Origin of the sequence: Roseateles asaccharophilus, assembly GCF_004362405.1 — a bacterium.
Classification (GTDB): Bacteria; Pseudomonadota; Gammaproteobacteria; order Burkholderiales; family Burkholderiaceae_C; genus Kinneretia; species Kinneretia asaccharophila.
In genome coordinates, this window is the sequence record NZ_SNXE01000012.1 from 70691 (window position 1) to 91910 (window position 21220).

18 protein-coding genes and 1 pseudogene are annotated in these 21220 nt (G+C 66.4%); 7 read left to right on the forward strand and 12 right to left on the reverse strand.

Going from position 1 to position 21220, the window contains the following annotated elements; translation table 11 throughout:
- The first annotated feature begins 160 nt into the window (after positions 1–160).
- The 7 genes from DFR39_RS18795 to DFR39_RS18825 all read left to right on the forward strand — a co-directional run bounded on the left by DFR39_RS18795 (position 161) and on the right by DFR39_RS18825 (position 9180).
- A complete protein-coding gene (locus DFR39_RS18795; protein ID WP_211343911.1) occupies positions 161–2521 on the forward strand; it encodes a PAS domain-containing hybrid sensor histidine kinase/response regulator in 2361 nt (786 codons plus the stop codon).
- A complete protein-coding gene (locus DFR39_RS18800; protein WP_133605380.1) occupies positions 2521–4764 on the forward strand; it encodes a putative bifunctional diguanylate cyclase/phosphodiesterase in 2244 nt (747 codons plus the stop codon). The genes DFR39_RS18795 and DFR39_RS18800 overlap by 1 nt, the downstream gene beginning before the upstream one ends.
- A 35-nt stretch (positions 4765–4799) precedes the next feature.
- On the forward strand, positions 4800–6668 hold the full coding sequence (locus DFR39_RS18805; RefSeq protein ID WP_133605381.1) for a GGDEF domain-containing protein: 1869 nt from the start codon (positions 4800–4802) through the stop codon (positions 6666–6668).
- Positions 6669–7154: 486 nt separating this feature from the next.
- A complete protein-coding gene (locus DFR39_RS18810) occupies positions 7155–7709 on the forward strand; it encodes a hypothetical protein (RefSeq protein WP_133605382.1) in 555 nt (184 codons plus the stop codon).
- Positions 7710–7812: 103 nt separating this feature from the next.
- Complete coding sequence (locus DFR39_RS18815; RefSeq protein ID WP_133605383.1) at positions 7813–8397, forward strand: hypothetical protein; 585 nt, start codon at positions 7813–7815, stop codon at positions 8395–8397.
- Between the two features lie 19 nt (positions 8398–8416).
- On the forward strand, positions 8417–8812 hold the full coding sequence (locus tag DFR39_RS18820) for a VOC family protein (RefSeq protein ID WP_133605384.1): 396 nt from the start codon (positions 8417–8419) through the stop codon (positions 8810–8812).
- A gap of 134 nt (positions 8813–8946) precedes the next feature.
- Positions 8947–9180 (forward strand): DUF6429 family protein, encoded by a 234-nt coding sequence (locus DFR39_RS18825; protein ID WP_133605385.1) that lies wholly within the window; start codon positions 8947–8949, stop codon positions 9178–9180.
- Here DFR39_RS18825 and DFR39_RS18830 read toward each other — a convergent pair.
- The 12 genes and pseudogenes from DFR39_RS18830 to DFR39_RS18885 form a co-directional block, all read right to left on the reverse strand.
- On the reverse strand, positions 9170–10540 hold the full coding sequence (locus DFR39_RS18830) for a methyl-accepting chemotaxis protein (RefSeq protein ID WP_133605386.1): 1371 nt from the start codon (positions 10538–10540) through the stop codon (positions 9170–9172). The two genes, DFR39_RS18825 and DFR39_RS18830, sit on opposite strands and share 11 nt — an antisense overlap.
- Before the next feature lie 45 nt (positions 10541–10585).
- Complete coding sequence (locus tag DFR39_RS18835) at positions 10586–11299, reverse strand: RNA polymerase sigma factor FliA (RefSeq protein ID WP_133605387.1); 714 nt, start codon at positions 11297–11299, stop codon at positions 10586–10588.
- Positions 11300–11315: 16 nt separating this feature from the next.
- Positions 11316–12125 carry a MinD/ParA family ATP-binding protein gene (locus DFR39_RS18840; protein WP_133605388.1) on the reverse strand — a complete coding sequence of 270 codons (810 nt, stop codon included), beginning with the start codon at positions 12123–12125 and terminating at the stop codon, positions 11316–11318.
- Positions 12126–12147: 22 nt separating this feature from the next.
- Positions 12148–13794, reverse strand: a complete 1647-nt coding sequence (gene flhF, locus DFR39_RS18845; protein ID WP_133605389.1) for a flagellar biosynthesis GTPase FlhF — start codon at positions 13792–13794, stop codon at positions 12148–12150.
- Positions 13791–15893 carry a flagellar biosynthesis protein FlhA gene (gene flhA, locus DFR39_RS18850; protein ID WP_133605390.1) on the reverse strand — a complete coding sequence of 701 codons (2103 nt, stop codon included), beginning with the start codon at positions 15891–15893 and terminating at the stop codon, positions 13791–13793. The genes flhF and flhA overlap by 4 nt, the downstream gene beginning before the upstream one ends.
- A complete protein-coding gene (locus DFR39_RS18855) occupies positions 15890–17056 on the reverse strand; it encodes an EscU/YscU/HrcU family type III secretion system export apparatus switch protein (RefSeq protein ID WP_133605391.1) in 1167 nt (388 codons plus the stop codon). Before DFR39_RS18855 ends, flhA begins: the two co-directional genes overlap by 4 nt.
- 173 nt (positions 17057–17229) lie before the next feature.
- Positions 17230–17868 (reverse strand): protein phosphatase CheZ, encoded by a 639-nt coding sequence (locus DFR39_RS18860; protein ID WP_133605392.1) that lies wholly within the window; start codon positions 17866–17868, stop codon positions 17230–17232.
- Between the two features lie 15 nt (positions 17869–17883).
- Complete coding sequence (cheY, locus tag DFR39_RS18865; RefSeq protein WP_133605393.1) at positions 17884–18276, reverse strand: chemotaxis response regulator CheY; 393 nt, start codon at positions 18274–18276, stop codon at positions 17884–17886.
- A gap of 40 nt (positions 18277–18316) precedes the next feature.
- A complete protein-coding gene (motB, locus tag DFR39_RS18870; RefSeq protein WP_133605394.1) occupies positions 18317–19249 on the reverse strand; it encodes a flagellar motor protein MotB in 933 nt (310 codons plus the stop codon).
- A 90-nt stretch (positions 19250–19339) separates the two neighbouring features.
- Positions 19340–20197 (reverse strand): flagellar motor stator protein MotA, encoded by an 858-nt coding sequence (gene motA / locus DFR39_RS18875; protein ID WP_133605395.1) that lies wholly within the window; start codon positions 20195–20197, stop codon positions 19340–19342.
- Positions 20198–20382: 185 nt separating this feature from the next.
- A complete protein-coding gene (locus tag DFR39_RS18880; RefSeq protein ID WP_133605396.1) occupies positions 20383–21105 on the reverse strand; it encodes a class I SAM-dependent methyltransferase in 723 nt (240 codons plus the stop codon).
- Between the two features lie 22 nt (positions 21106–21127).
- Positions 21128–21220 (reverse strand): annotated as a pseudogene (locus tag DFR39_RS18885) (FlhC family transcriptional regulator); the annotation flags it as partial.

Sequence of the window (21220 nt, forward strand, 5' to 3'; positions counted from 1 at the left end):
CCGCTGTGGTTGCCGCTGTGGCTGTGCCTCAAGTCTGAAGCCACATGGCCGATAAGCGCAGCATGAAAGCCCGTACGGCGATGACATGAGCGGGGCCGAGCGCCCGATCGAGGAGCAAGCGGCAAGCGTCGGCACCGAGGCGGCATGGCCGGGTCCCCTCATGGCCGGCGATTTGCAGCAGCTGAGCGACCAGCTGCCCCTGGGCATGCTGGTCATGGACAGCGGCCAGGGGCGCCTTCTGCATGTCAATGCCGAGGCAGAACGCCTGCTGGGCCTGCGCCGCAGCCAATTGCTGGGGCATGCGGCCGGCGAGGTACTGCCATCGGCCCTTGCCGCGCTGTGCCTGCCGCCGCGCTGGCGGGCCCTGGAGAACTCGTCCCGCCATGCGGCGCGCGAAGCCCTGTGGCTGCCCAATGCCAAAGGCCCCCGCTGGGTGCAGCTGCAGCGCAGCCTCATTCCCTGGCGCGGACTGCGCCGCCCGGCCGGCATGCTGACGCTCAGCGACCACAGTGCCCAGCGGCAACTCGAGCGGGCCCTGCAGGAAAGCGACACCCGATTCCGGGAAGTGACCGAAGCGGTGAGCGAATGCCTGTTCGTCACCACGCCGGACTGGGACCGCCTGCACTTCAGCTCCCCCCTGCTGCTGGATCTGCTGGGCCTGAGCACGCTGGATCTGGCCCAGGGGCCGCGCCAGTTCGAGCGGCGCATACACCCCGAAGACCTCGGCCTCTACGCCCGCCGCCTGAGCGCCCAGGCGCGCGGCGAGGCCAGCGACCTGATCCTGCGCATCCTGCACCCCGCCAAGGGCTTGCGCTGGATGCGTCTGCGCTGCCGTCCCCAGCGCCACCCCGGCGGTCAGACCCTGGTCTACGGCATCCTGGCCGATATCAGCGAAGAACAGCAGCAGCACCGCGAGCTGGCCCAGGCCCGCGACCAGGCCGAGGCGGCCAGCCGGGCCAAGAGCGAGTTCATGGCCAATATGAGTCATGAGATCCGGACCCCGCTCAACGGCATGCTGGGCATGACGGAGCTGCTGCTGGGAACGGCGCTGAGCCGCCAGCAGCGAGGCTATGCCGAGGCCGCCCTGCGCTCGGCCCAGGATCTGCTGGGCCTGATCGACGAGGTGCTGGACTTCGCCAGCGCGCAGGCCGGGCAGCTGCGGCTGCAGCCCGGCCCCTACGCCCCGGCAATGCTGGCCCGCCAATGCCTGGACGCGGTCCGCCCCGCCACCGAGGCGCGCGGGCTGGCGCTGCGCCTGGACTTGCCGGACCGACTGCCCGAGCAGGCCTGGGGCGACGCCCGGCGCATACGCCAGACCCTGATGGAGCTGCTGCTGAACGCGCTCAAGTTCACCGTGTCCGGCGAGATCGGTCTCAGGCTGGAACCGCAGGGCGCCACCCTGCACTGGCATGTGAGCGATACCGGCGTCGGCATGGCGCCCGAATTGCTGCAGCGCCTCTTCCAGCCCTTCACTCAGGGCAATGCCAGCCTGTCGCGCCAGCATGAGGGCGCCGGCATGGGTCTGGCCCTGGCCGCCCAGCTCGCCGAGCTGATGCAGGGCCGGCTGCAGGCCCGCAGCGAGCCGGGCCGAGGCTCCCTCTTCACCCTCAGCCTGCCCCTGGGCGACAGCGGCGGGCGCCAATCGCACACACAAGCATCGGCGCCCGAGGCCTGCATCCTGGTGGTGGAGGACAACCCAGTCAACCAGCAGATCAGCACCGAGATGCTGGAGCGTCTGGGCTACCGCTGGCGGGTCTGCGAGGACGCGCACAGCGGGCTGCGCGCCCTGTGCGAGCAGCGCTTCGACCTGGTGATGATGGACATCCACATGCCCGGCATGGACGGCACGCAGGCCCTGCGCCTGTTCCGCGGCGGTCCGCAGCCGGACTATGCCTTCATCAGCGAGCGCCACACCCCGGTGATCGCGGTCACGGCGAATGCGCTGGGCGGCGATGGATCACGCTGGCGCGAGCATGGTTTTGATGACTATTTGCCCAAACCTTTTCGTATCGACCAGCTACAACACATGCTGCAGCGCTGCATCGCCGTTGACAATACGCGCAAGCTCGACCTTGAGAGAGCGAATCCGGCCGAGAATCCGCCGCCGACCGATGGAACTTCTATGTCTGCCCAGTCCGCTTCCGCCGCCAACCCGGTGCCCCGGCTAGATCCCGAGGCCATTGCCCGCCTGCGTGAGCTCGATCCCGGCGGCGCCAACCACCTGCTGGAGCGCGTGGTCGCGGCCTATCTGAAGTCCCTGGACCGCTTGCTGCCCGATCTGGCGCAGGCGCGGGCCGCGGGTGCGCAGGGGCTGGATCTGGCGGCTGTGCGGCATGTGGCCCACACCCTAAAATCTTCCTCGGCCAGTCTGGGTGCCATGCAACTGTCCCAGCGCTGCGCCGACATTGAAGCCATGGCCCGTCAGGGACAGACCGAGGGCTTGGACATTCTGCTGGACGGCATGCATGATGAAGTGGCGCTGGTGCGCGAAGCCTTGAACGAGCTATTGGCCACACCCTGATGATCCCCTCTAGCCTCACCCCGGACGGCGATCTGCCCGAGCAGCCACGCCTGCTGCTGGTGGACGACGACGAGGTCAATCTGCTGTTGACCGCCATTGCCCTGCGCGAGCGCGGCTTCGACATCACCGAGGCCACCGGCGGCGAGCAGGCTCTGCGCATGATGGCCGAGTGGAGCCCCGATGTGGTGGTGCTGGACGCCATGATGCCGGAGCTGGACGGCTTCGAGACCTGCACCCGGCTGCGCACCATGCCGGGCTTCGAGTCCACCCCGGTGCTCATGCTCACCGGCCTGGATGACGAGGCCTCCATCACCCGCGCCTACCAGGTGGGCGCTACCGACTTCTTCGTCAAGTCCACCCAATGGAGCCTGCTGGCGGGGCGCCTGCGCTATCTGCTGCGCAGCTCCCGCACCCGCATCGAACTCGAGCGCAGCAAGGCCCGCCTGGCCCGCGCGCAAGACCTGGCCCGCATGGGCAGCTTCGAGTGGCGCCGTGGCCTGGGAGGCTTCACGCTGGCGGCCGAGGCCCTGCGCGTGTTCGGCCTGGGCAATCAGGACAGCCTGGACTTCATCGGTGCCATGCGCATGGTGCCACGCGAGGACCGCAAGCTCTTTTTGCACCTGCTGCGCGACGTCATCGCCCACAACTCGGTGCTGGTCACCGACCTGGCCGTGACCCTGCTCGACGGCCGCCAGCGCGTGATCCATATCGAGGCCGAGCCCGAGTTCAACGAACAGGGCAATGCCAGCGGCTACACCGGCGTGCTGCAGGATGTGACGGACCGCCGCATGGCCGAGGACCGCATCCGTCAGCTCGCCAATTTCGATGCCCTCACCGGCCTGCCCAACCGCCGCCAGCTGATCTGGCGCACCGAGCGCGCCATCGAGCAGGCGCGACGCATGGGCCATGAGGTGGGCCTGCTGCTGATCGATCTGGACCGATTCAAGGTCATCAATGACACCCTGGGTCATGCTGCCGGCGACGAGCTGCTGATCGAGGTGGGCCGGCGCCTGCGCGCCTGCGTGCGCCACTCCGACCAGGTGATCGAGGGCATGCTGGAGTCCGTCGGGGGCCGCTCCCACCGCACCCTGGAGGCCGTGGGCCGCCTGGGCGGCGACGAGTTCGTGGCCCTGCTGCCCGAGGTGGCCGACGAGCGTGATGCCGAACGCGTGGCCGAGCGCGTGCTGGAGGCCATGCGCGAGCCCATCTTCATCGCCGGGCAGGAGTGTTTTGTCACCGCCAGCGTGGGCATCGCCATCTTCCCGCGCGACGGCGCCACCGTGGCCGATCTGCTGCGCAATTCCGATGTGGCCATGTACGCCGTCAAGGGCCAGGGCCGCAATGCCTCGGCCTTGTACAGCCCGCAGCTGGCCGGCCGCGGCCGCGAGAACCTGGAACTGGAAAGCGCCCTGCACAAGGCTATCGAGCGCGGCGAGCTGGTGCTGCACTACCAGCCCAAGATCGATGTGCGCGGCGCCCGCATGGTCGGCGTCGAAGCCCTGATGCGCTGGCAGCGCGGCAACACCCTGGTACCACCGGGCGAGTTCATTCCCTTGGCCGAGGAAACCGGCCTGATCGTGCCGCTCTCCGAGTGGGCGCTGCGCGAGGCGGCCCGCCAGGCCAAGGTCTGGCAGCTGAACTTCGGTTTCTCGGACTCCATCGCCGTCAATCTGCCCAACCGCCTGTTCGAGCGCTCCGACCTGGTGGAACACATCCACCAGTGCGTCAGCGCCTATGGCGTGCCACACCGCGCCATCCAGCTGGAGATCACCGAGACCGGCCTGATGAAGGATCTGCAGAACGTGATCCCCTCGCTGCACCGCCTCAACGAGGTGGGCGTGGAGATCTCGATCGACGACTTCGGCACCGGCTACTCCTCCCTGGCCTACCTCACCACCCTACCCATCTCCGAGCTCAAGATCGACCGCAGCTTCGTGCGCGATCTGGGCATCACGCCGCAGAGCTCGGCCGTGGTCACGGCCATCATCGCCCTGGCCCGCTCCCTGGGCCTGCGCGTGGTGGCCGAGGGCGTGGAGACCCTGCGTCAGATGGAGGTGCTGCACCGCCTGGGCTGCTCCGTCATGCAGGGCTTCCTGTTCAGCCGCCCCCTGCCGCCCGATGATCTGGAGCGCTGGATCACCCAGACCGTGCTGCCACGCAAGGCGCCCTGGATCACCCAGGCCGAAACCCAGTCGCTCGAGCCCCTTCCCCCCACCTTCAGGCCGGGCGGCGCGCTGCGCTGACAGGCCGGAACGAGGCCACAAGCCCCCGCCCCGCCATGAACCGCACGGAACAAACGCCGGCCCAGCTCGCCAAGGCCGCTCTGCGCCGCCTGGCCCTGTCCAAGCAGGAACCCACGCCGGAGAACTACGCCGCCGCCTATGCCCAGGAAGCGGGCGGCGCCCTGGCAGCGGCATCCGCCGCGGGTTCCGAGGCCCTGCCCGAGCGCGCCCAGCAACTGCTCAGCCGCCTGATGGCCCTGGGCATCGCCGACGGACAAACCCGGCTTGAGATCGCCGGCCTGCTGCGCGAGACGCGCTGGGACGAGGCGCTGCGCCGCGTCGAGCGCCTGCAAACCAGCGACGGGCCCGCGGCCCAGGCCGAGGCCCTGGCCAGCACGCTGGAACGCCTGGTGCGCGGCCTGGAGCGTGGCGGCCGCCAGTGGACCCTGGCGCGCAAGAAGGACGGCCTGCAGCGCCTGCTCGCCAGCAACCGCAGCGACCCGCAGCGACTGCTCACCCGGCTGCGCCAGCTGCTGCAGAACTGGGACAGCGATGTGGCCGACGCCAGCGTGGACACCCAGTTCAGCCCGGAAGATGCCGGCGGCACACCCAGCCAGTTCTTCTCCGACAGCGAGTTTGCCGCCGAGCTGGACCCGGACGAGGCAGACGAGCGGAGCGCCCCCGCCGATCTGTCCGCCCTGGCCCGCGACCCCAGCCTGCCGCACTGGACCGCCATCGAAAGCAGCCTGGAGGGCACGGTGGAACATGCGCTGCGCGCCCCCGACGGCAATGCCGACGGTGTGGCCGGCCAGCTGCTGGCCGAGCTGCAGGCGGCCCAGACCGCGCTGCTGCGCGAGGGTGCCGATGCGCAGCAGGCCGAGATCTTTGCCGGCCTGAGCGCCCGCGCCCGCCATCTGCTGGACCATCGCCAGCATTTGTTCGGCGAGTTGGGCGAACTCTGCCGGGAACTCAGCGCCAGCCTGGTCGACCTCTCGGAGGACGACTCCTGGGCCAAGGGCCAGTGCGAGGCCATGAACAACACCTTGGAGCAGGGGCTCTCGGCACGGGGCGTGCGCTCGGTCAGCGAGCTGCTGCACAACACCCGCGAGCGCCAGCGCAGCCTGCGCGAGGAACGCAGCCGCGCCCGCGACTCGCTCAAGTCCCTGATCCACAAGATGCTGGCCGAGCTGGGCGAACTAGGCCAGCACACCGACCGCTTCCAGAGCAGCGTGGGCCGCTATGCCGAGGTCATCGAGCAGGCCGACTCCCTGGAAAGCCTGGCCGGCGTGGTGCGCGAGATGGTGGAGGAAAGCCGCAGCGTCCAGGCCCTGGTGCGCCAGACCCAGGAACGCCTGAGCGCCGAGCACGAAAAGGCCAGCGCGCTCAGCGAGCGGGTCCAGAACCTGGAGGGCGAGCTCAAGCGCCTCTCGGACGAGGTGCAGACCGACCAGCTCACCCAGATCGCCAACCGCCGCGGCCTGATCGCCGCCTTCGGCATCGAGCAGGCCAAGCAGGAGCGCGACGACAGCGCCCTGGCCCTGGCCCTGCTGGACATCGACAACTTCAAGAAGCTCAACGACACCCTGGGCCATGCCGCGGGCGACGAGGCCCTGAAGTCCCTGGCCAGCCAGGTCTCGGCCCTGCTGCGCCCCGGTGACATGATGGCCCGCTACGGCGGCGAGGAGTTCGTGCTCATGCTGCCCCGCACCCCGCTGGACGAAGCCCAGCAGGTGCTCACCCGGCTGCAGCGCGCCCTGACCAAGGCACTGTTCATGCACGAGGGCAAGGACGTGTTCGTCACCTTCTCCGCCGGCGTGACGGTCTACCGCCCCGGCGAAACCCTGGAAGCCGCCCTGGACCGCGCCGACGTGGCGCTGTACGAGGCCAAGCACACGGGGAAGAACAAGGCCTGCGTGGCGCCGTGAGGGCGCGTGCGGGCTGAGAGGCGGCTACAGGCGGCTCGCCGTCAGTGGCGCGTGACAGTTCTTGGCTCTTTGGTGGTTCTCCACGGCCGCGCGCAATTGCGCTCCTGACCGAGCCGCCAAGGCGTGCATGAAACTGCGCACAGCCCCGCCGCCGACCTTGAGCTCATGCGTGTAGACCATGGCGGCGGCCACGCCAGCCACTGAGGTCGCCCCCCCCTCTCAGGTGCGATTGACGAGCCCATCGTCCTTGCCTCCAATCCACCCTTCTGGGCGGCAAGCCTTCGGTCAGAGGCCTGACAGATGAGCTCGACGGCCTCCCTGACGGCGTGCCGGATTTGTCAGCTGTTCATGCTGCATGAATCAGCAGTCCACCAACAAGAAATCAAGCAATGGCGCGGCCTACAGGCCGGTGAGGTGTGGGATGTTATGCAGACAGACTCCAGTGTTATGCAGCGAAACTGTCGCCCTATAACCTAGCTGGGCGTCATGAAGAAAATCCTGTATATCGCCTTAGGAGTATTTTCCCTCTGTACTGATTCACGGGCGTTGCCGGTGGATTTCCAGGCAAGCGGCGGCCTCTTCGAAGACTGCGAGCTCATTGATCTCGGGCCGCAAGGGGCCATTTCTGGTACTGCAGCACTTGGTGAATTGACACCTGGTGGGAAATGGGCCTCTGCATTGGCTTTCATCCTGACGGATGATTCCAAGTTCCAAACATCATTTCGCCTTTCTATTGGCTCAGTCACTACGTCGCCAAGGCTAGAAGTTCGCTACGAATTCTTCGCGGGTAGTCGCAGGCCTGTGGCAGAGGGCCTGGGCGAGCTGGCAATTGGCGCCAATATGCCATTTCGGCTCTCATGGCAAAAAGATGGTCGCGCAGAAATTTCGGCTGGCCCAGCTCAAACAAGAAACTTGCTACTCGATTTCCGTCCAACTCGGGCTTTCATTTTGGTTTCTGGCGGGCGCGGACGAATGGAGCTAAATGGAGTCACAAAAATCGACTGCTCACGCGATCTTTCTACGCCTCCGGAGAAAAGATGACGTCCAAACCATCCTTCAAGCAGACCTGCCCTTGACAGGCCGTTTAAGTCAAACGTTGGCTAAACAATCCACCTCTACAAACCGCCTAGCCCCGGCTAAACACATGAAGATTGAACAGAAGAAATTCTCCAACGTCCATACGTTCGACTTCAAGGATAGGTTCTTGAACTTCGCGTACAAAGACAAATCGGGGTCAGGGGACGTCGATGTTGCATACGCCAACCTTTCCTCCAAGTCGTCGATAAGGATTGAGAACAACACTTGGTGGAAAAACGTGGGCTACATCTGGTGCGGCATCGGCGTAGTCAATATCGGCATGGGAATCGCTGCTGGGGAAAGTGCAGCGGGAAGAGGATTCTGGCTGTTGATGGGTCTGATATGCCTCGGCGTTTATCACGCGACTCGAGTGAAGTACACGGTCATTGGCTTCGAAGGTGGCAACCTCTTTGTCATTCAAGATGGAAAGACTCACGACCAAGTTGTGAGTGAATTAATGTCCCGGCGTAAAGCCCAGTTGCTTTCACTCTATGGCGAAGTTGACTTGGAGAGTAGCCTTGATAGAGAGCGGGCAAAGTTTGAGTATCTAAAAGAGCAAGGCGTTATAAGTCAAGAGGAGGCGGACGAAAAAATTCGCCAAGCCACCTTGGCACTTGGGGTGATCACTGAAGCACCTCAAACCCTGAATTGACTTGCAGTGCGACCTCTCGATGGCCGTTCAGAACATAAGCGCGGTGATGGTTCATGTCGCCAATGTTGCCGCGGGCTTGGATTGGTACGAGCGTGCTTTTCCCGGTGCGAGGCGCGTTCGAATCACTGACCCTGCATTTGAGTGCCTTGCTGTTGGCGCAATTCGAATTGAAGTTGTGCCCTCCGACAACAAGGTCACATCGGGCGCCGCCGGGTCAGTCGTGTATTGGGGCGTGACCGATTTCGACTTGGCGTTGACGCATTTCCTCAAACTGGGCGCAAGGCTATACCGTGGCCCAATGGACATTGAGAGCGGCTACTCGATGTGCCAGATTCAAGATCCCTGGGGCAATTGCATTGGTTTGCGCGGTCCCAACAAGGGAGGGGCGTCAACTCGCGAGACCGCCGCCGTCTGAAAAGTCCATCAACGGCGGCCCTACGCCCTATCGGCCTCCGGCGACGCTTGACTAGGGCGGCGCTAGCTTCATTGACCTTGCCACCCAGCCAAGCCAATCTCTAGCCCGAAACAGGAACACCCTGAGGTGCATCCATGGAGTACGACAAAGAGATATTGCAGGCTGCCATGCTCGCGCTAATCGGGGTATTCGAGTTCGACAAGGGCCGAGCCTGGAAGCGAGATGACTTCTCGGTGATGGACGATCTCTACAAGCAAGGGCTCATCACGGACCCGCGGGGGCACCGAGAGTCAGTGCTTCTGACCGAAGCGGGTCGACTCAAGGCCAAGACCTTGGCTGCGCAGCCGACCCCGCGCCTCAGAAATTGAACGCCAGCCTCAAGCCACCCCAATGCCGCCCGTTCACCACGATGGGTGCGCTGGCTTCCTTGAGCAGCACGAACTTGCCGCCGCCCATGTCGCGGCGGTAGGTCTGCAGCAAAAAGGGGCGCTGGTTGCGGGCCGAGGCCAGGCCGGTGCGGTCGTTGAAGATGCGGCGGTAGCGGCTGTTGGCGGTGTTCCAGACCACATCGCCGGGGCGCTGGGGTTGGCAGTATTTGCGGTTGTGCGTGGGCACATAGCCGTTGCGGTCCACGGCGATGCAGTACACCACCTTGTCGCTCAGGCCCAGCAGGCGCTCCTGCACGGCCGGGAAGAGCCGGTCGGCCAGCTCGCAAAAAGGTGTGAGGTGCTGCTGGGGCTGGGTACCGGCAATGGGCTGGTAGCGCTCGTCAAAGAGCTGGTCCAGGCGGATCTTGCCGGCCTGCACGGCCTGCTCCAGGAGCGCGGCAATCTCTCCCGCAGCCTCCTGGGCGCCACGGATGTAGAGCGAGTCGTCCACCTCCACGCCGCTCTCGGCGATCTGCTCGATCAGCTCTTCGGAGAGGCGCAGGAACTTGTCGCTCACGCCAAAGGCAGTGGCCAGGCCGCGCATGGCCTGAGCCACCTCGCGCTCCAGCTCGGCGGCGCGTTCGTTGAGGCTGGCCGTGGTGTTGCGGGTCTGCTCGGCGGAGGCCGAAATGCGCTCCACATCCCGCTCAACCGCGGCAAAGGCGGCATGGATGCTGCTGCTGTTGTTGTGATGGCGCTTGTTGCCGTGCTCGCCGGGCGCCCCGTCGCTGAGCAGTTCGCGGCTGAAGTTGTCCACCCGTGCGTCCAGCGCGGCCACACGACCGACGATGGCCTTGGAGGAGGCTTCCACCTTGGCGGCCAGGTCCTTCACCGCATCCGCCACCACGCCAAAGCCACGTCCGGCCTCGCCGGCCCGCTTGGCCTCGACCGAGGCATTGAAAGCCACCAGCCGGGTCTGCAGGGCGATCTGGGTGATCTCACCGGCAGCGACCGAGACCTCGCGCAGCGTTTGCACAATGCCGCCCACCTCGGTGCCCACACCGGCCAGGGCATGGCGGGCGCGGCCCACGGCCGCGTGGGTGAGCTGGGTGGCTTCGCCGATATGGGTCTGGGCGCGCTGCACCTCGCCGAGCTGGCTGGCCAGGGCCTGCATGGCCTGGCCCTGGGCCTCGACAATCTTTTGCGTGTCTTCGAGCACGCCACGCACCTCGGCCGCATCGCGGCCCAGGCTCGAGACCGAGCGCGACAGGCGCCGCACCACATCGAGTCCACTCGGCGCCGCCTCTGCAGGCACCGCCCCCTCCACCGAAGGCTCGCGCCGCTTCCAATTGAGCATCATGTCCCCTCCGGCCGCCGGGCTAAAGGGGCGGCTCGCTATTCTTGTTTACCAGTCACGCAGCTTAACGCGCAGCCTTGCAATGGACTGACTGTGGAGCTGGCAAACGCGCGATTCGGTCACTTTCAGCACGGCCGCGATCTCCTTGAGATTCATGTCGTGCTCGTAGTACATGCTCATGACGTACTGCTCGCGCTCGGGCAGGTTCTTGATGGCCTCGACCAGGGCCTGGCGCATGCGGTGGTCTTGCAGCAGGGCCGCGGGGTTGCTGGCCTCGTCGGCCACATGGCGGTCGAGGTAGTCCTCGTCGCCCTCGTCCCCGCTCATGTCTTCCAGATGCACGAGCTGGGTGCCGCGCACCTTGCCCAGCAGATCCTGGTACTCGGCCAGGCTGATGCCCATCTGGGCGGCGATCTCGCTCTCCTGGGGGGCACGGCCGAGCTTTTGCTCCAGCTTGTGCACCGCAGCCTCGATCTCGCGCTGCTGACGGCGGGTGCCGCGGCTCATCCAGTCGCCGCCGCGCAGCTCATCGAGCATGGCGCCGCGGATGCGCTGGGTGGCAAAGGTCTCGAACTGCACGCCCTGCCCCACGTCGAAGCGCGAGAGCGCATCGGTCAGACCGATCAGACCGACCTGGATCAGATCATCGATTTCGACATTGGCCGGCAGCTTGGCAATCATCTGATGGGCCAATCGGCGCACCAGAGGGCTGTACTGCTTGATCAGGGAGGAGTTGTCGAGGCGACCTTTGGCGGTGTACATCATCGGCTCCAGCGAATCAGACAGTGGCGGCCCGCTCGTTGCGGCCGCGCTGCATGGGGCGGATCATGGGGCGCAGCGGCATCACATCGGCCGCGGGCTCCAGCAGGCCGCCCGGGGGCGCGGCCAGCAGCAGCTCGCGCGCCAGGTGACGCAGTTCGGCGGGCATGGGGGCGCTGGCGGGCTGGCGCGGGTCCAGGCAAGCCCAGTCGCGCAGCACAGCGCCCAGGAATCCATCGGCGCAGGAGCTGATCTTCTGCGCAATGCGCTCGGCCAGGCGCAGCTGCGGCGGGCAGGCCATGAGCAGGCTGTAGACCATGAGACCGGCCCGCTGGGCCAGCCACTTCATGCCGGCATAGGCATGGGTGACGCTTTGCGGGTCGGTGTCGGCGAGCAGCACCGGGCGCAACTCGCGGCGGGCCACCAGACGGGCCAGCTCGGCGGCGCTGGCGTGCAGCAGCACCACATCGGCGTGCGGGGCAGCTTCGGCCACCTTTTCCAGAAACTCGGCGGCCGAGCCATGGGCATTGACATGGCGCATGGGCAGTCCACGGGCCGCCAGGTAGGACACCTGGGGCGAGAGACGCTCCACGCAAGAGGCCAGATCCACCACCGCCAGCTCCGAGGGCGCGGGCGAGAGCTCGCCGGCATCCACCACCAGGGTGTGCAGGCCCAGCTCGGCAAAGGCCGCGCACAGGCTTTCCAGCAGCACGCCCCCGTTGACCACATGCGGATTGCTCAGCACGGGGATGAAACGCTGTCGCGAGGCCGCGAACAGACGGCGCAGGCCGTCGGCCTGGTCTTGCTGGGGGCGGTAGAGGTCGCGCATGGGATCTACTCTCTGGCGGTTCTCAGAACAGGCCCATGGCCGAGGGCTGGGCCGCGCCGGCGGCGAGCGCGGGGCCGCTGGCGAAGATCAGGTTCACATCGCTGGCATCGACGCGCCAGGCCGGGGTGGCCGCGCTGCGCAGGGCGCGCTGGACCAGGGCCGGAGCGGAGAGGCGGTGCCAGTCTTCGGGCACGCGCTGGCCGTTGGTCACGCCCAGCACCTTGAGCTTGTGGCGGATCAGGGTGTCCAGGGCCGGCGCCAGCTTGACGGCTTCGTCGATCTTGGAGAGCACCACGCCCTGGCATTCATGGGCGCGCCAGGCCATGGCCACATCCTCGATGGTCTCGCCCTGCTGAGCGGCATTGAGCACCAGGATCTTGCGCAGGCCGGGGTGCTTGAGCATGTCCAGCAGCTCGGCCGTGCGGGTATCACGCTGGGCCATGCCGGCGGTGTCGATCAGCACCATCTTCTTGGCGGAGAGCAGCTCCAGCAGATCGTCCAGCGAGGCACGGTCATGCGCGGTGTGCACGGGCACGCCCAGGATGCGGCCATAGGCGCGCAGCTGCTCGTGGGCACCCACCCGGTAGGCATCCAGGGTGATCAGGCCCAGCTGGCTGGCACCGTACTTGGTGGCGAAGGCGGCAGCGATCTTGGCCGTGGTGGTGGTCTTGCCCACGCCGGTGGAACCGATCAGGGCGAACACGCCCCCCTGGTCTTCCAGGGCCGGACCTTCGTCGGTGACCAGATTGCGGGCCAGCACATGGGCGGCCCAGCTGGATTCATCGGCCGCCTGGCTCTTGAAGTCGGCCGGCAGGCCCTCGGCGAGCTTGCGCACCAGGGCGGGCGAGAAGCCGGCGTCCAGCAGCTTCTGGATCAGCTTGGCCTGGGCGGGCTGGCGCTGCAGTTTCTCCATGAAGGCCAGGGCGCCGAAGCGCTCCTCGATCAGGCCCTTCATGGAGCGCAGCTCGCTCATCATGTCCTGTTGCTCGCGGCGGCTGAGCTGGGTGTCGGCGCCGAGTTCGGGCAGGCTGGCGGCGGGAACGCGGATCTCGTCGCGCAGCACGGGCGGATTGCGGCGCGGGGCGGCCGCGGCCGGCTCGGGCTGGCGCTGCGGGGCCGGCACTTCGGTGCGGCGCGGCGCCATGGCGGCCAGGGCCGCCTGGGCGCGCTGGCGGCGCGCGGCCTGCAGCGAGGCCACGCCCTCGGGAGAATCGGCCGGCGCCGAAGCCGGGGCCGCGAAGGCGGGGGCCGAAAAGGCCGGGGCCGGCGGCAGCTCGAAGCTGGGCTCGGTACGGCCGCTGAGCTCGGCCTGACGGCGCTTGAGCATGCGCTCGCGCACATAGTCCTGGAAAGACAGGGTGCTCATGGCCAGGGTCTGCACATCCTCCTGCACGGCCTCCTCACCAAAGCTCACCGGCGCCTGACGGGCGGCACGGGCGGCCAGGGTGTTGTCGGTGGGGCGGGCCGTCAGCCGGCTGGGTGCCTGGGACTTGGGAGCGCTGGCAGCCACCTTCTCGATCTGGGACATGCCCTCGGGGGCCATGGCCAGCACCTCCACGCCTTCGGCGCAGGGGCGGTTGGAGAGCACGACGGCATCGTCACCGAAGGCCTGGCGCACCAGGGCCAGGGCCTCGCGGCTGCTGCGGGCGGTAAAGCGCTTGACGTTCATGCCATGCCTCCAATCACCGAGCCGATGCGGATGGTGTGGGTTTCGGGAATCTCGCTATGGCCCAGCACCTTCAGGCGCGGGGCGGCACGGCGCAGCAGGCGGGCCATGGGTGCGCGGATCAGATCGGGCACCAGCAGGCAGGCCGGCACGCCACGGTCCTCCTGGGCCTGGCTTTGCTCGGCGGCGCTGCGCGCCAGGGTGTCGGCCACGCCAGGGTCCAGGGCGGCGCCGTGGGGGGAATTCAGGGCCTGGGTCACCAGGCGCTCCAGCTCGGGCTCCAGCGCGATCACATCCAGCTCCTTCACGGGCCCGTAGATCTGCTGAACGATGGCCGGCGCGATGTGCACGCGGATGCGGCGCGCCAGCTCGGCCGGGTCGGTGACGGTGGCGGCGTTCTCGGCCACGGACTCGACGATGGAGCGCATATCGCGGATGTGCACGCCCTCCTCCAGCAGGAACTGGAGCACTCGTTGCAGTGTTGCGATGCCGACCATCTTGGGTATCACGTCTTCGATGAGTTGCGGAGCCTGCTTGGTGATGTGATCCACCAGCTGCTGGGTCTCCACGCGGCCAAGCAGCTTGGCCGCGTGAACTTGCATCAAGTGTGAGAGATGGGTGGCTATGACGGTCGAACAATCAACCACGGTAAATCCCGCCATTTGCGCCATATCGCGCTGGCGGTCTTCGATCCAGACGGCCGGCAGGCCGAAGGCCGGATCGGTGGTCTGGGTGCCGAGAAGCTTCTGGGTGGCATGCCCCGGGTTGATCGCCAGCCACATGCCGGGATAGGCCTCGGCCTCGCCGATGACGGCGCCGCGCAGGGTCAGCCGGTACTGGCTGGGGCGCAGCTCCAGGTTGTCGCGGATATGAACCGCGGGCGGCAAAAAGCCCACTTCCTGCGCAAACTTGCGCCGAACGCCCTTGATACGGCTGAGCAGATCGCCCTCGCGGTTCTTGTCCACCAGGGTGATGAGGCGGTAGCCCACCTCCAGACCCAGGGTGTCCACGGGCACCAGATCGTCCCAGCTCGCTTCGGCATTCGGCTCGGCGGCGCCGGGCGCGGCCGGGCTTTGCGCCTTGGCCTTGGCTTTGGCGGCCTCGGCCTGCTCGCGCTCGCGCAGCCACCAGGCCAGATAGCCCAGACCGCCGGCCATCAGCAGGAAGACCAGATTGGGCATGCCCGGAATCAGACCCAGGGCGCCCACCACACCGGCCGTGATGGCCATGGCCTTGGCGGAGCCAAAGACCTGGTGGCCGATCATGGACCCGATGTTCTTGTCCTTGCCCACGCGCGAGACCACCATGGCAGCCGCCACCGAGATCAGCAGGGCCGGCACCTGGGCCACCAGCGCATCACCCACGGCCAGCAGCACATAGGTGTTGGCGGCCTGACCGGCGGAGAGCCCATGCTGGGCCACGCCGATGATGAAGCCGCCGATGATGTTGATCACCAGAATCAGGATGCCGGCGATGGCATCGCCGCGCACGAACTTGCTGGCACCGTCCATGGAGCCGAAGAAGTCGGCTTCGTCGCTGAGCTCGGCGCGGCGGCGCTTGGCCTCGGCCTCATTGATCAGGCCGGCGTTCAGATCGGCGTCCACCGCCATCTGCTTGCCGGGCATGGCGTCCAGGGTGAAGCGGGCGCCGACCTCGGCGATGCGTTCCGCGCCCTTGGTGACCACGATGAAGTTGATCACCACCAGGATGGCGAACACGATCAGACCCACGGCGAAATTGCCACCGATCAGGAAGTGGCCGAAGGCCTCGATCACCTTGCCGGCCGCACCCGGGCCGGTATGACCTTCCAACAGCACCACCCGGGTCGATGCCACGTTCAGCGACAGGCGCAGCAGGGTCGTGAGCAGCAGCACGGTCGGGAAGGCCGCAAAGTCCAGGGGCCGGACCATATTGGCCGCCACCATCACCACCATTACCGAGAGCGCGATGTTCACGGTGAACAACACATCCAGCGCGAAGGGCGGCAGGGGCAGCACCATCATGGCCAGCACCAGCAGCACGCCGATCGGCGCGCCCAGGGCCGCCAGGACGGCGGCGCGCGGGCCCAGCAGGGTCTGCAGCTTGGCGATCAGGACATTCATGCCTCATCCTCCGCGGCATCGGTCTTGTTGTTGTGCGGGTCCAGCTCGGGCGGCACATGGGCATCGGGCACGAAGTGCGGACGCGGAACCTCACGCCGCGAGAGCGAGGCCTTGAGCTGGTAGACATAGGCCAGCACCTGGGCCACGGCGGAGAACAGGGCGGCGGGAATCTCGCGATCCAGCTCGGCGTGGGCATAGAGGGCACGCGCCAGCATGGGCGACTGCAGCACCGGCACCTTGGACTCGGTGGCCAGATCCCGGATCTTCATGGCCAGCAGATCCGCCCCCTTGGCAACCACCGTGGGCGCGGACATCTTGCCCTCCTCGTACTTGAGCGCCACCGCATAGTGGGTGGGGTTCATGACCACCAGATCGGCCGTGGGCACGGCGGCCAGCATGCGGCGCTTGGCCATCTCGCGCATCTTGGCCTTGATCTTGGCCTTGACCTCGAGATTGCCCTCGACCTCCTTGACTTCCTGCTTCATCTCCTCGCGCGACATGCGCAGGCGGCGCATATAGAGCTGGTACTGCAGGGGCACATCGATCAGGGCGAACACAGCCAGGGCAATGCCCAGCAGGGCCAGCCCGCTCATCAGCTGCTGGCCGGCATAGGCCAGCGCGGCCGGAAGCGGCACGGACATGATGCCCACATAGGTCGCCACACGGTCCTTGAGCACCATGGCGCCGATAGCGCCCAGCACCAGAGCCAGCAGACAGGCCTTGAGGGCCTGGCCCAGCTGCGCCCACTGGAAGAGCCGGCCGAAACCGGTGAGCGGATTGATGTTGGAGAACTTGGGGGCCAGGGGCTTAAAGGTCCAGTTCCAGCCTCCCAGGGCCAGCGCCGCCAGCACCGCAACCAGGGCCAGCAGCAGGCCCACGCCGGCACTGATGGCCAGACCGATACCCGTCTGCTCGGCCAGCCGCTGGCTCATGATGCCGGGAGTCGCCAGCTGCTGGGCATCGAAGCGCAGGCTGCTCACCAGCATCTTCTGCAGCCAGTCCACGGCAGTCGGGCTCAGCGTGGCCAGCATGGCCCCACCGGCGGCCATCACCGCAAAATGGCCGAGATCTCGCGAGCGCGGCAGTTGGCCCTCGGCCCGAGATCTTTCGATCTTCTTGGCCGAGGCCGGTAAGTTCCTGTCTTGTGCGTCTTGGTCGGCCATGGCGGAGGTCAGGCCCAGCTGGGGGCGCTGCCATTGTTGGCCGCCAGGGCCGCCGACTTAAGCCGGATAAGGCGGGAAAATCCGGTCGTGATCCGGCCCCACAAATGACAAACCCGCCGAGCGGCGGGTTGCGCAGAGGACTAGGCTGCGGTTTGCGGGGGACTCACGGGGGCTCAGAAGCCCAGCGAGGCCAGCAGGTCGTCGACCTCGCCCTGGTTGCTCACCACATCGGTGCGGCCTTCCGGATTGACCACCGGGCCTTGCAGGATGTTGGGATCGACCTTCTCGCGCTGCTCCGGCGGCACCACCTGCACCAGCAGCTTGACCAGGCTGTCCTCCAGATCATTGGCCAGGGTCACGACCTTGGCCACCACCTGGCCGGTCAGATCGTGGAAGTCCTGGGCCATCATGATGTCGGTCAGATGGTGATCGATCTTGGAGGTGGAGGCCTCCACTTCCTTGACGAAGTTGAAGACCGCGCCGCTGGCCACGGCCTTGACCGGATCGGCCATGATGGCCTTGGCCATCTCGTTGGTGGCGCTGGAGATATGGGCGTGCTCGACCTTGGCCTGCTCCACCGAGTTCAGCACCTTGTTGGCGGCGTCGGCGGTCTTGTTGGCGATATAGGTCAGGCGGCTGCGCGCATCGGGCAGGCCGTCGGTCGCAACCTGCAGCTTGGGCATGACGCCCAGTTGCTGCATGGTGTCGTGCAGCACGCGGGTGATGGTACCCAGCTGCTGAAAGACCTCGGGCGAAACAGTCAGAGGTTCGCTGCTGCTGCCTAGCGTGTCGAAAGTTTGCTCAGCTTTCATGATCACGCCCTTTCGTCAGGCCGCAGCGGCCAGCTTCTGCATGATCTTCTGGACCTTCTCTTCCAGCGTCGCCTTGGTGAAAGGCTTGACGATGTAGCCCGCCGCGCCGGTCTGAGCCGCCAGCACGATGTCCTCCTTGCGAGCTTCGGCCGTCACCATGAGCACCGGGAGATGCTTGAGATTGGGATCTTCCTTGATCGCCTTGAGCAGTTCAAAGCCCGTCATATTGGGCATATTGATGTCGCTCACCACGAAGTCGAACTTCGCACCCTTGAGCATATTGAGGGCCTCGACGCCGTCCTCGGCCTCCTCAACATTGTTGTAGCCGATTTCCTTGAGCAGGCCGCGCACGATGCGGCGCATGGTGGAGAAGTCGTCAACAACCAAGAATTTCATTTCAGTGCTCATGAGGTCCTCGCAGGTCTAGAGCTTGTTATCGGCGCTGGGTTCAGGGGCTTGAGGCCGATTTGGCGGGCGAATTCCCCGCTGTTTCGGTCTCATCCTCCGCTGGCAGGTTCTTCAGCACCGCATCCACGGCATCCCGGTTCATCACGATGATGCTGATGCGGCGGTTGAGCGGACTCTCGGGCTGCTTTTCATCCAGGAGCTTGCTGGAGGCCAGACCCTGAACCCGCAGGACGCGGGACTCGGGCAGACCACCGGCCACCAGTTCACGCCGCGAGGCGTTGGCCCGGTCGGCCGAAAGCTCCCAGTTGCTGTAACCACGATCACCACTCGCGAACGCTTGGGCATCAGTATGGCCCTCCAGAGTGAGCCTATTGGGCACTTCCGTCAAGACCGCGCCGAGTTCGCGCAGGAGTTCACGCATATAGGGCTTCACCACGGCGCTGCCGCTGTCAAACATGGGACGGCTGTTCTCGTCCACGATCTGGATGCGCAATCCCTCTAGCGTCATGTCCAGACGGATCTGTCCACCCAGGGCCGCCAGTCGCGGATGCTCACCCAACACATCTTCCACCTTCTGCTTGAGCTGCTCCAGGCGGCTCTTCTCGGCCCGGCGCTGCTCCTCCTTGAGCGCCCGCAGATTGACGGTATGGCGCTGGCTCTCCACATCGCCGGCCTTGACCTGGCCCGTCTGGCGACTTAGATCCTGCCCGCCGCCCTTGATCACATGCGACGCATCACCCGAGCCGCTGCCGCCGAACATGGCCACCTTCAGGGGCGAGGAGAAATACTCGGCAATACCCTTCTTGTCGCCCTCGGTGGTGGAGCCCAGCAACCACATCAGCAGGAAGAAGGCCATCATGGCCGTCACGAAGTCGGCGTAGGCAATCTTCCAGGCACCGCCATGGGCCGCATGGCCGCCCTTCTTCACCCGCTTGATGATGATGGGCTGGAGTTTCTTGGCGTCACCGGCCATATGCGCACTCCTGCGGGCGGTCAGCCATCAGGCGTTGACGCACCGGCTCAAGCGGTGCGCCCTGGGCAGCGAAGACAGACAAGAGGCTCATCACTTCTTCTTCACATGGCCTTCCAGCTCGGCAAAGGTGGGCCGCTCCGTAGAGTACAGCACCTTGCGGCCGAATTCGATGGCGACCTGGGGGGCATAGCCCTGCATGGAAGCCAGCAGGGTGGTCTTGATGCACTGCAGCTCCTTGCCGTCCTCATCCACCTTGGACTCCAGCAGGCCGGCCAGAGGCTCGGCAAAGGCGTAAGCCAGCAAAATACCCAGGAAGGTACCGACCAGGGCCGAGCCGATCATGCCGCCCAGCACCGCCGGGGGCTGGCCCACCGAGCCCATGGTGTTCACCACGCCCAGCACGGCGGCCACGATACCGAAGGCAGGCAGGCCGCCCGCCAGACGTTGGATGGCCTGCACGGCCATGAAGGCTTCGTGGTGGTGGGTGTCGATCTCGGCGTCCATCAGGGACTCGATCTCGTGGGCATTGAGATTGCCCGACACCATCATGCGCAGATAGTCGGTGATGAACTCCGCCACATGGTGGTCATTGCCCACGGTGGGGTACTTCTGAAACAGGGGGGAGCTGTGCGGATCCTCGACGTCCTTCTCGATGGACATCAGGCCCTCCTTGCGAGCCTTTTGCAGGATGTCGTAGAGCAAGGCCAGCAGGTCCATATAGCGGGCCTTGGTGTACTTGCCACCCTTGAAGCAGGTGCCCAGGCCTTTGAGGGTGGCCTTCATCACCTTGGGCGGGTTGGTGGCGATCATGCCCCCAATGGCCGCGCCGAAAATGGTGGTCATCTCGAAGGGCAGCGCCTTGAGGATGACGCCCATATTGCCGCCGTGTGCGATGTACACGCCGAAAATACAGGCCAGGGCCAGAACCCAACCGATCAGGACAAACATGCTGCTTTCCGTTGTGGGGCGGGGGAGCAGTGGACGGCGCAAACAGCCCTTCCCTCCTCATCCCGCGAGACATCTTGTAAGCCATATCGGCGGCAACTGATCCGGCTTGAGCATGTCGCCGCAGACAGAGCCCAGATTCTTGCAAGACCAGGGCGATTAGGGCGCAATTGCCGAGACCGGCCGCCTCAGCCCCAACGATAGACCCAGACCCGGTGCCGACCTGCGGCCAGCTCCGCATGCGGCGCCACCCCGTCGATCGCGAAGTCCATGCTGACCAGCCAGGCACCCGGCCGCAGCTCGGCCCGCGCCTTGGCCAGCGCCTGGTCCATGGACTCGGGACGCTGAAAGAGATAGACCATCTGATAGGGCGACCAGTCCTGCGCCCACATATCGCCGCGCTCAACCCGCGCCCAGGGGCAGCGCCAGGCGGCCAGCCGGGCCAGCAGCGGACTCCACTCGATGCCGCTGAGCCTGGCGTCCGGATAGGCGCGCCGCAGGGCACGCAGGCCGTGGCCCAGGCCGCAGCCCGCATCCAGCACCGCCGCGCCCGCCGGCAGGGGTGCCAGGGCGGGCAGGCGGTCCAGGGCGCCAGCGGGTGTGGGAAACAGTGGCGCATCGCGCCAGCTGCCTTGGGGATAGGCCAGCAGCAGCAAGCCCAAAGGCACAAGCCAGGCCCAGGCCGGCAAGGTGGCGCCCAGACCGCTGGCCAGCAGGGAGAGCGGAAAGCCCGCCGCCACCATCAGCCGGCGCCAGCGCCGGGATTGCAAGAGCCCCAGGCCCAGGCCGGCCGCCGCCGCCAGCAGCAGGGCCGGTATGCTGCCCAGGCGGGGCAGCAGCACAAGAAAAAGGCCCCAGGCCAAACCCCAGCTCAGCAGGGCGGGCAGGGGCCAGATCAGCCAGGCGCGCATCCGGCTTGTACGGCGGCAGCGCTCAGTGCATCTGGATGGCGCCGGCGGCGCGGCCCTTGCCGGCGCGGGCTGGCGGGTTGCACAGGCCGCAGACATAGTGGCGTGCAATCTCGTG

Bases quoted from the DNA above. Each gene is read 5' to 3' on its own strand.
- DFR39_RS18795 (WP_211343911.1), top strand. From the start codon at position 161: ATGGCCGGCGATTTGCAGCAGCTGAGCGACCAGCTGCCCCTGGGCATG.
- DFR39_RS18800 (WP_133605380.1), top strand. From the start codon at position 2,521: ATGATCCCCTCTAGCCTCACCCCGGACGGCGATCTGCCCGAGCAGCCA.
- DFR39_RS18805 (WP_133605381.1), top strand. From the start codon at position 4,800: ATGAACCGCACGGAACAAACGCCGGCCCAGCTCGCCAAGGCCGCTCTG.
- DFR39_RS18810 (WP_133605382.1), top strand. From the start codon at position 7,155: ATGAAGAAAATCCTGTATATCGCCTTAGGAGTATTTTCCCTCTGTACT.
- DFR39_RS18815 (WP_133605383.1), top strand. From the start codon at position 7,813: ATGAAGATTGAACAGAAGAAATTCTCCAACGTCCATACGTTCGACTTC.
- DFR39_RS18820 (WP_133605384.1), top strand. From the start codon at position 8,417: ATGGCCGTTCAGAACATAAGCGCGGTGATGGTTCATGTCGCCAATGTT.
- DFR39_RS18825 (WP_133605385.1), top strand. From the start codon at position 8,947: ATGGAGTACGACAAAGAGATATTGCAGGCTGCCATGCTCGCGCTAATC.
- DFR39_RS18830 (WP_133605386.1), bottom strand. From the start codon at position 10,540: ATGATGCTCAATTGGAAGCGGCGCGAGCCTTCGGTGGAGGGGGCGGTG.
- DFR39_RS18835 (WP_133605387.1), bottom strand. From the start codon at position 11,299: ATGTACACCGCCAAAGGTCGCCTCGACAACTCCTCCCTGATCAAGCAG.
- DFR39_RS18840 (WP_133605388.1), bottom strand. From the start codon at position 12,125: ATGCGCGACCTCTACCGCCCCCAGCAAGACCAGGCCGACGGCCTGCGC.
- flhF (WP_133605389.1), bottom strand. From the start codon at position 13,794: ATGAACGTCAAGCGCTTTACCGCCCGCAGCAGCCGCGAGGCCCTGGCC.
- flhA (WP_133605390.1), bottom strand. From the start codon at position 15,893: ATGAATGTCCTGATCGCCAAGCTGCAGACCCTGCTGGGCCCGCGCGCC.
- DFR39_RS18855 (WP_133605391.1), bottom strand. From the start codon at position 17,056: ATGGCCGACCAAGACGCACAAGACAGGAACTTACCGGCCTCGGCCAAG.
- DFR39_RS18860 (WP_133605392.1), bottom strand. From the start codon at position 17,868: ATGAAAGCTGAGCAAACTTTCGACACGCTAGGCAGCAGCAGCGAACCT.
- cheY (WP_133605393.1), bottom strand. From the start codon at position 18,276: ATGAGCACTGAAATGAAATTCTTGGTTGTTGACGACTTCTCCACCATG.
- motB (WP_133605394.1), bottom strand. From the start codon at position 19,249: ATGGCCGGTGACGCCAAGAAACTCCAGCCCATCATCATCAAGCGGGTG.
- motA (WP_133605395.1), bottom strand. From the start codon at position 20,197: ATGTTTGTCCTGATCGGTTGGGTTCTGGCCCTGGCCTGTATTTTCGGC.
- DFR39_RS18880 (WP_133605396.1), bottom strand. From the start codon at position 21,105: ATGCGCGCCTGGCTGATCTGGCCCCTGCCCGCCCTGCTGAGCTGGGGT.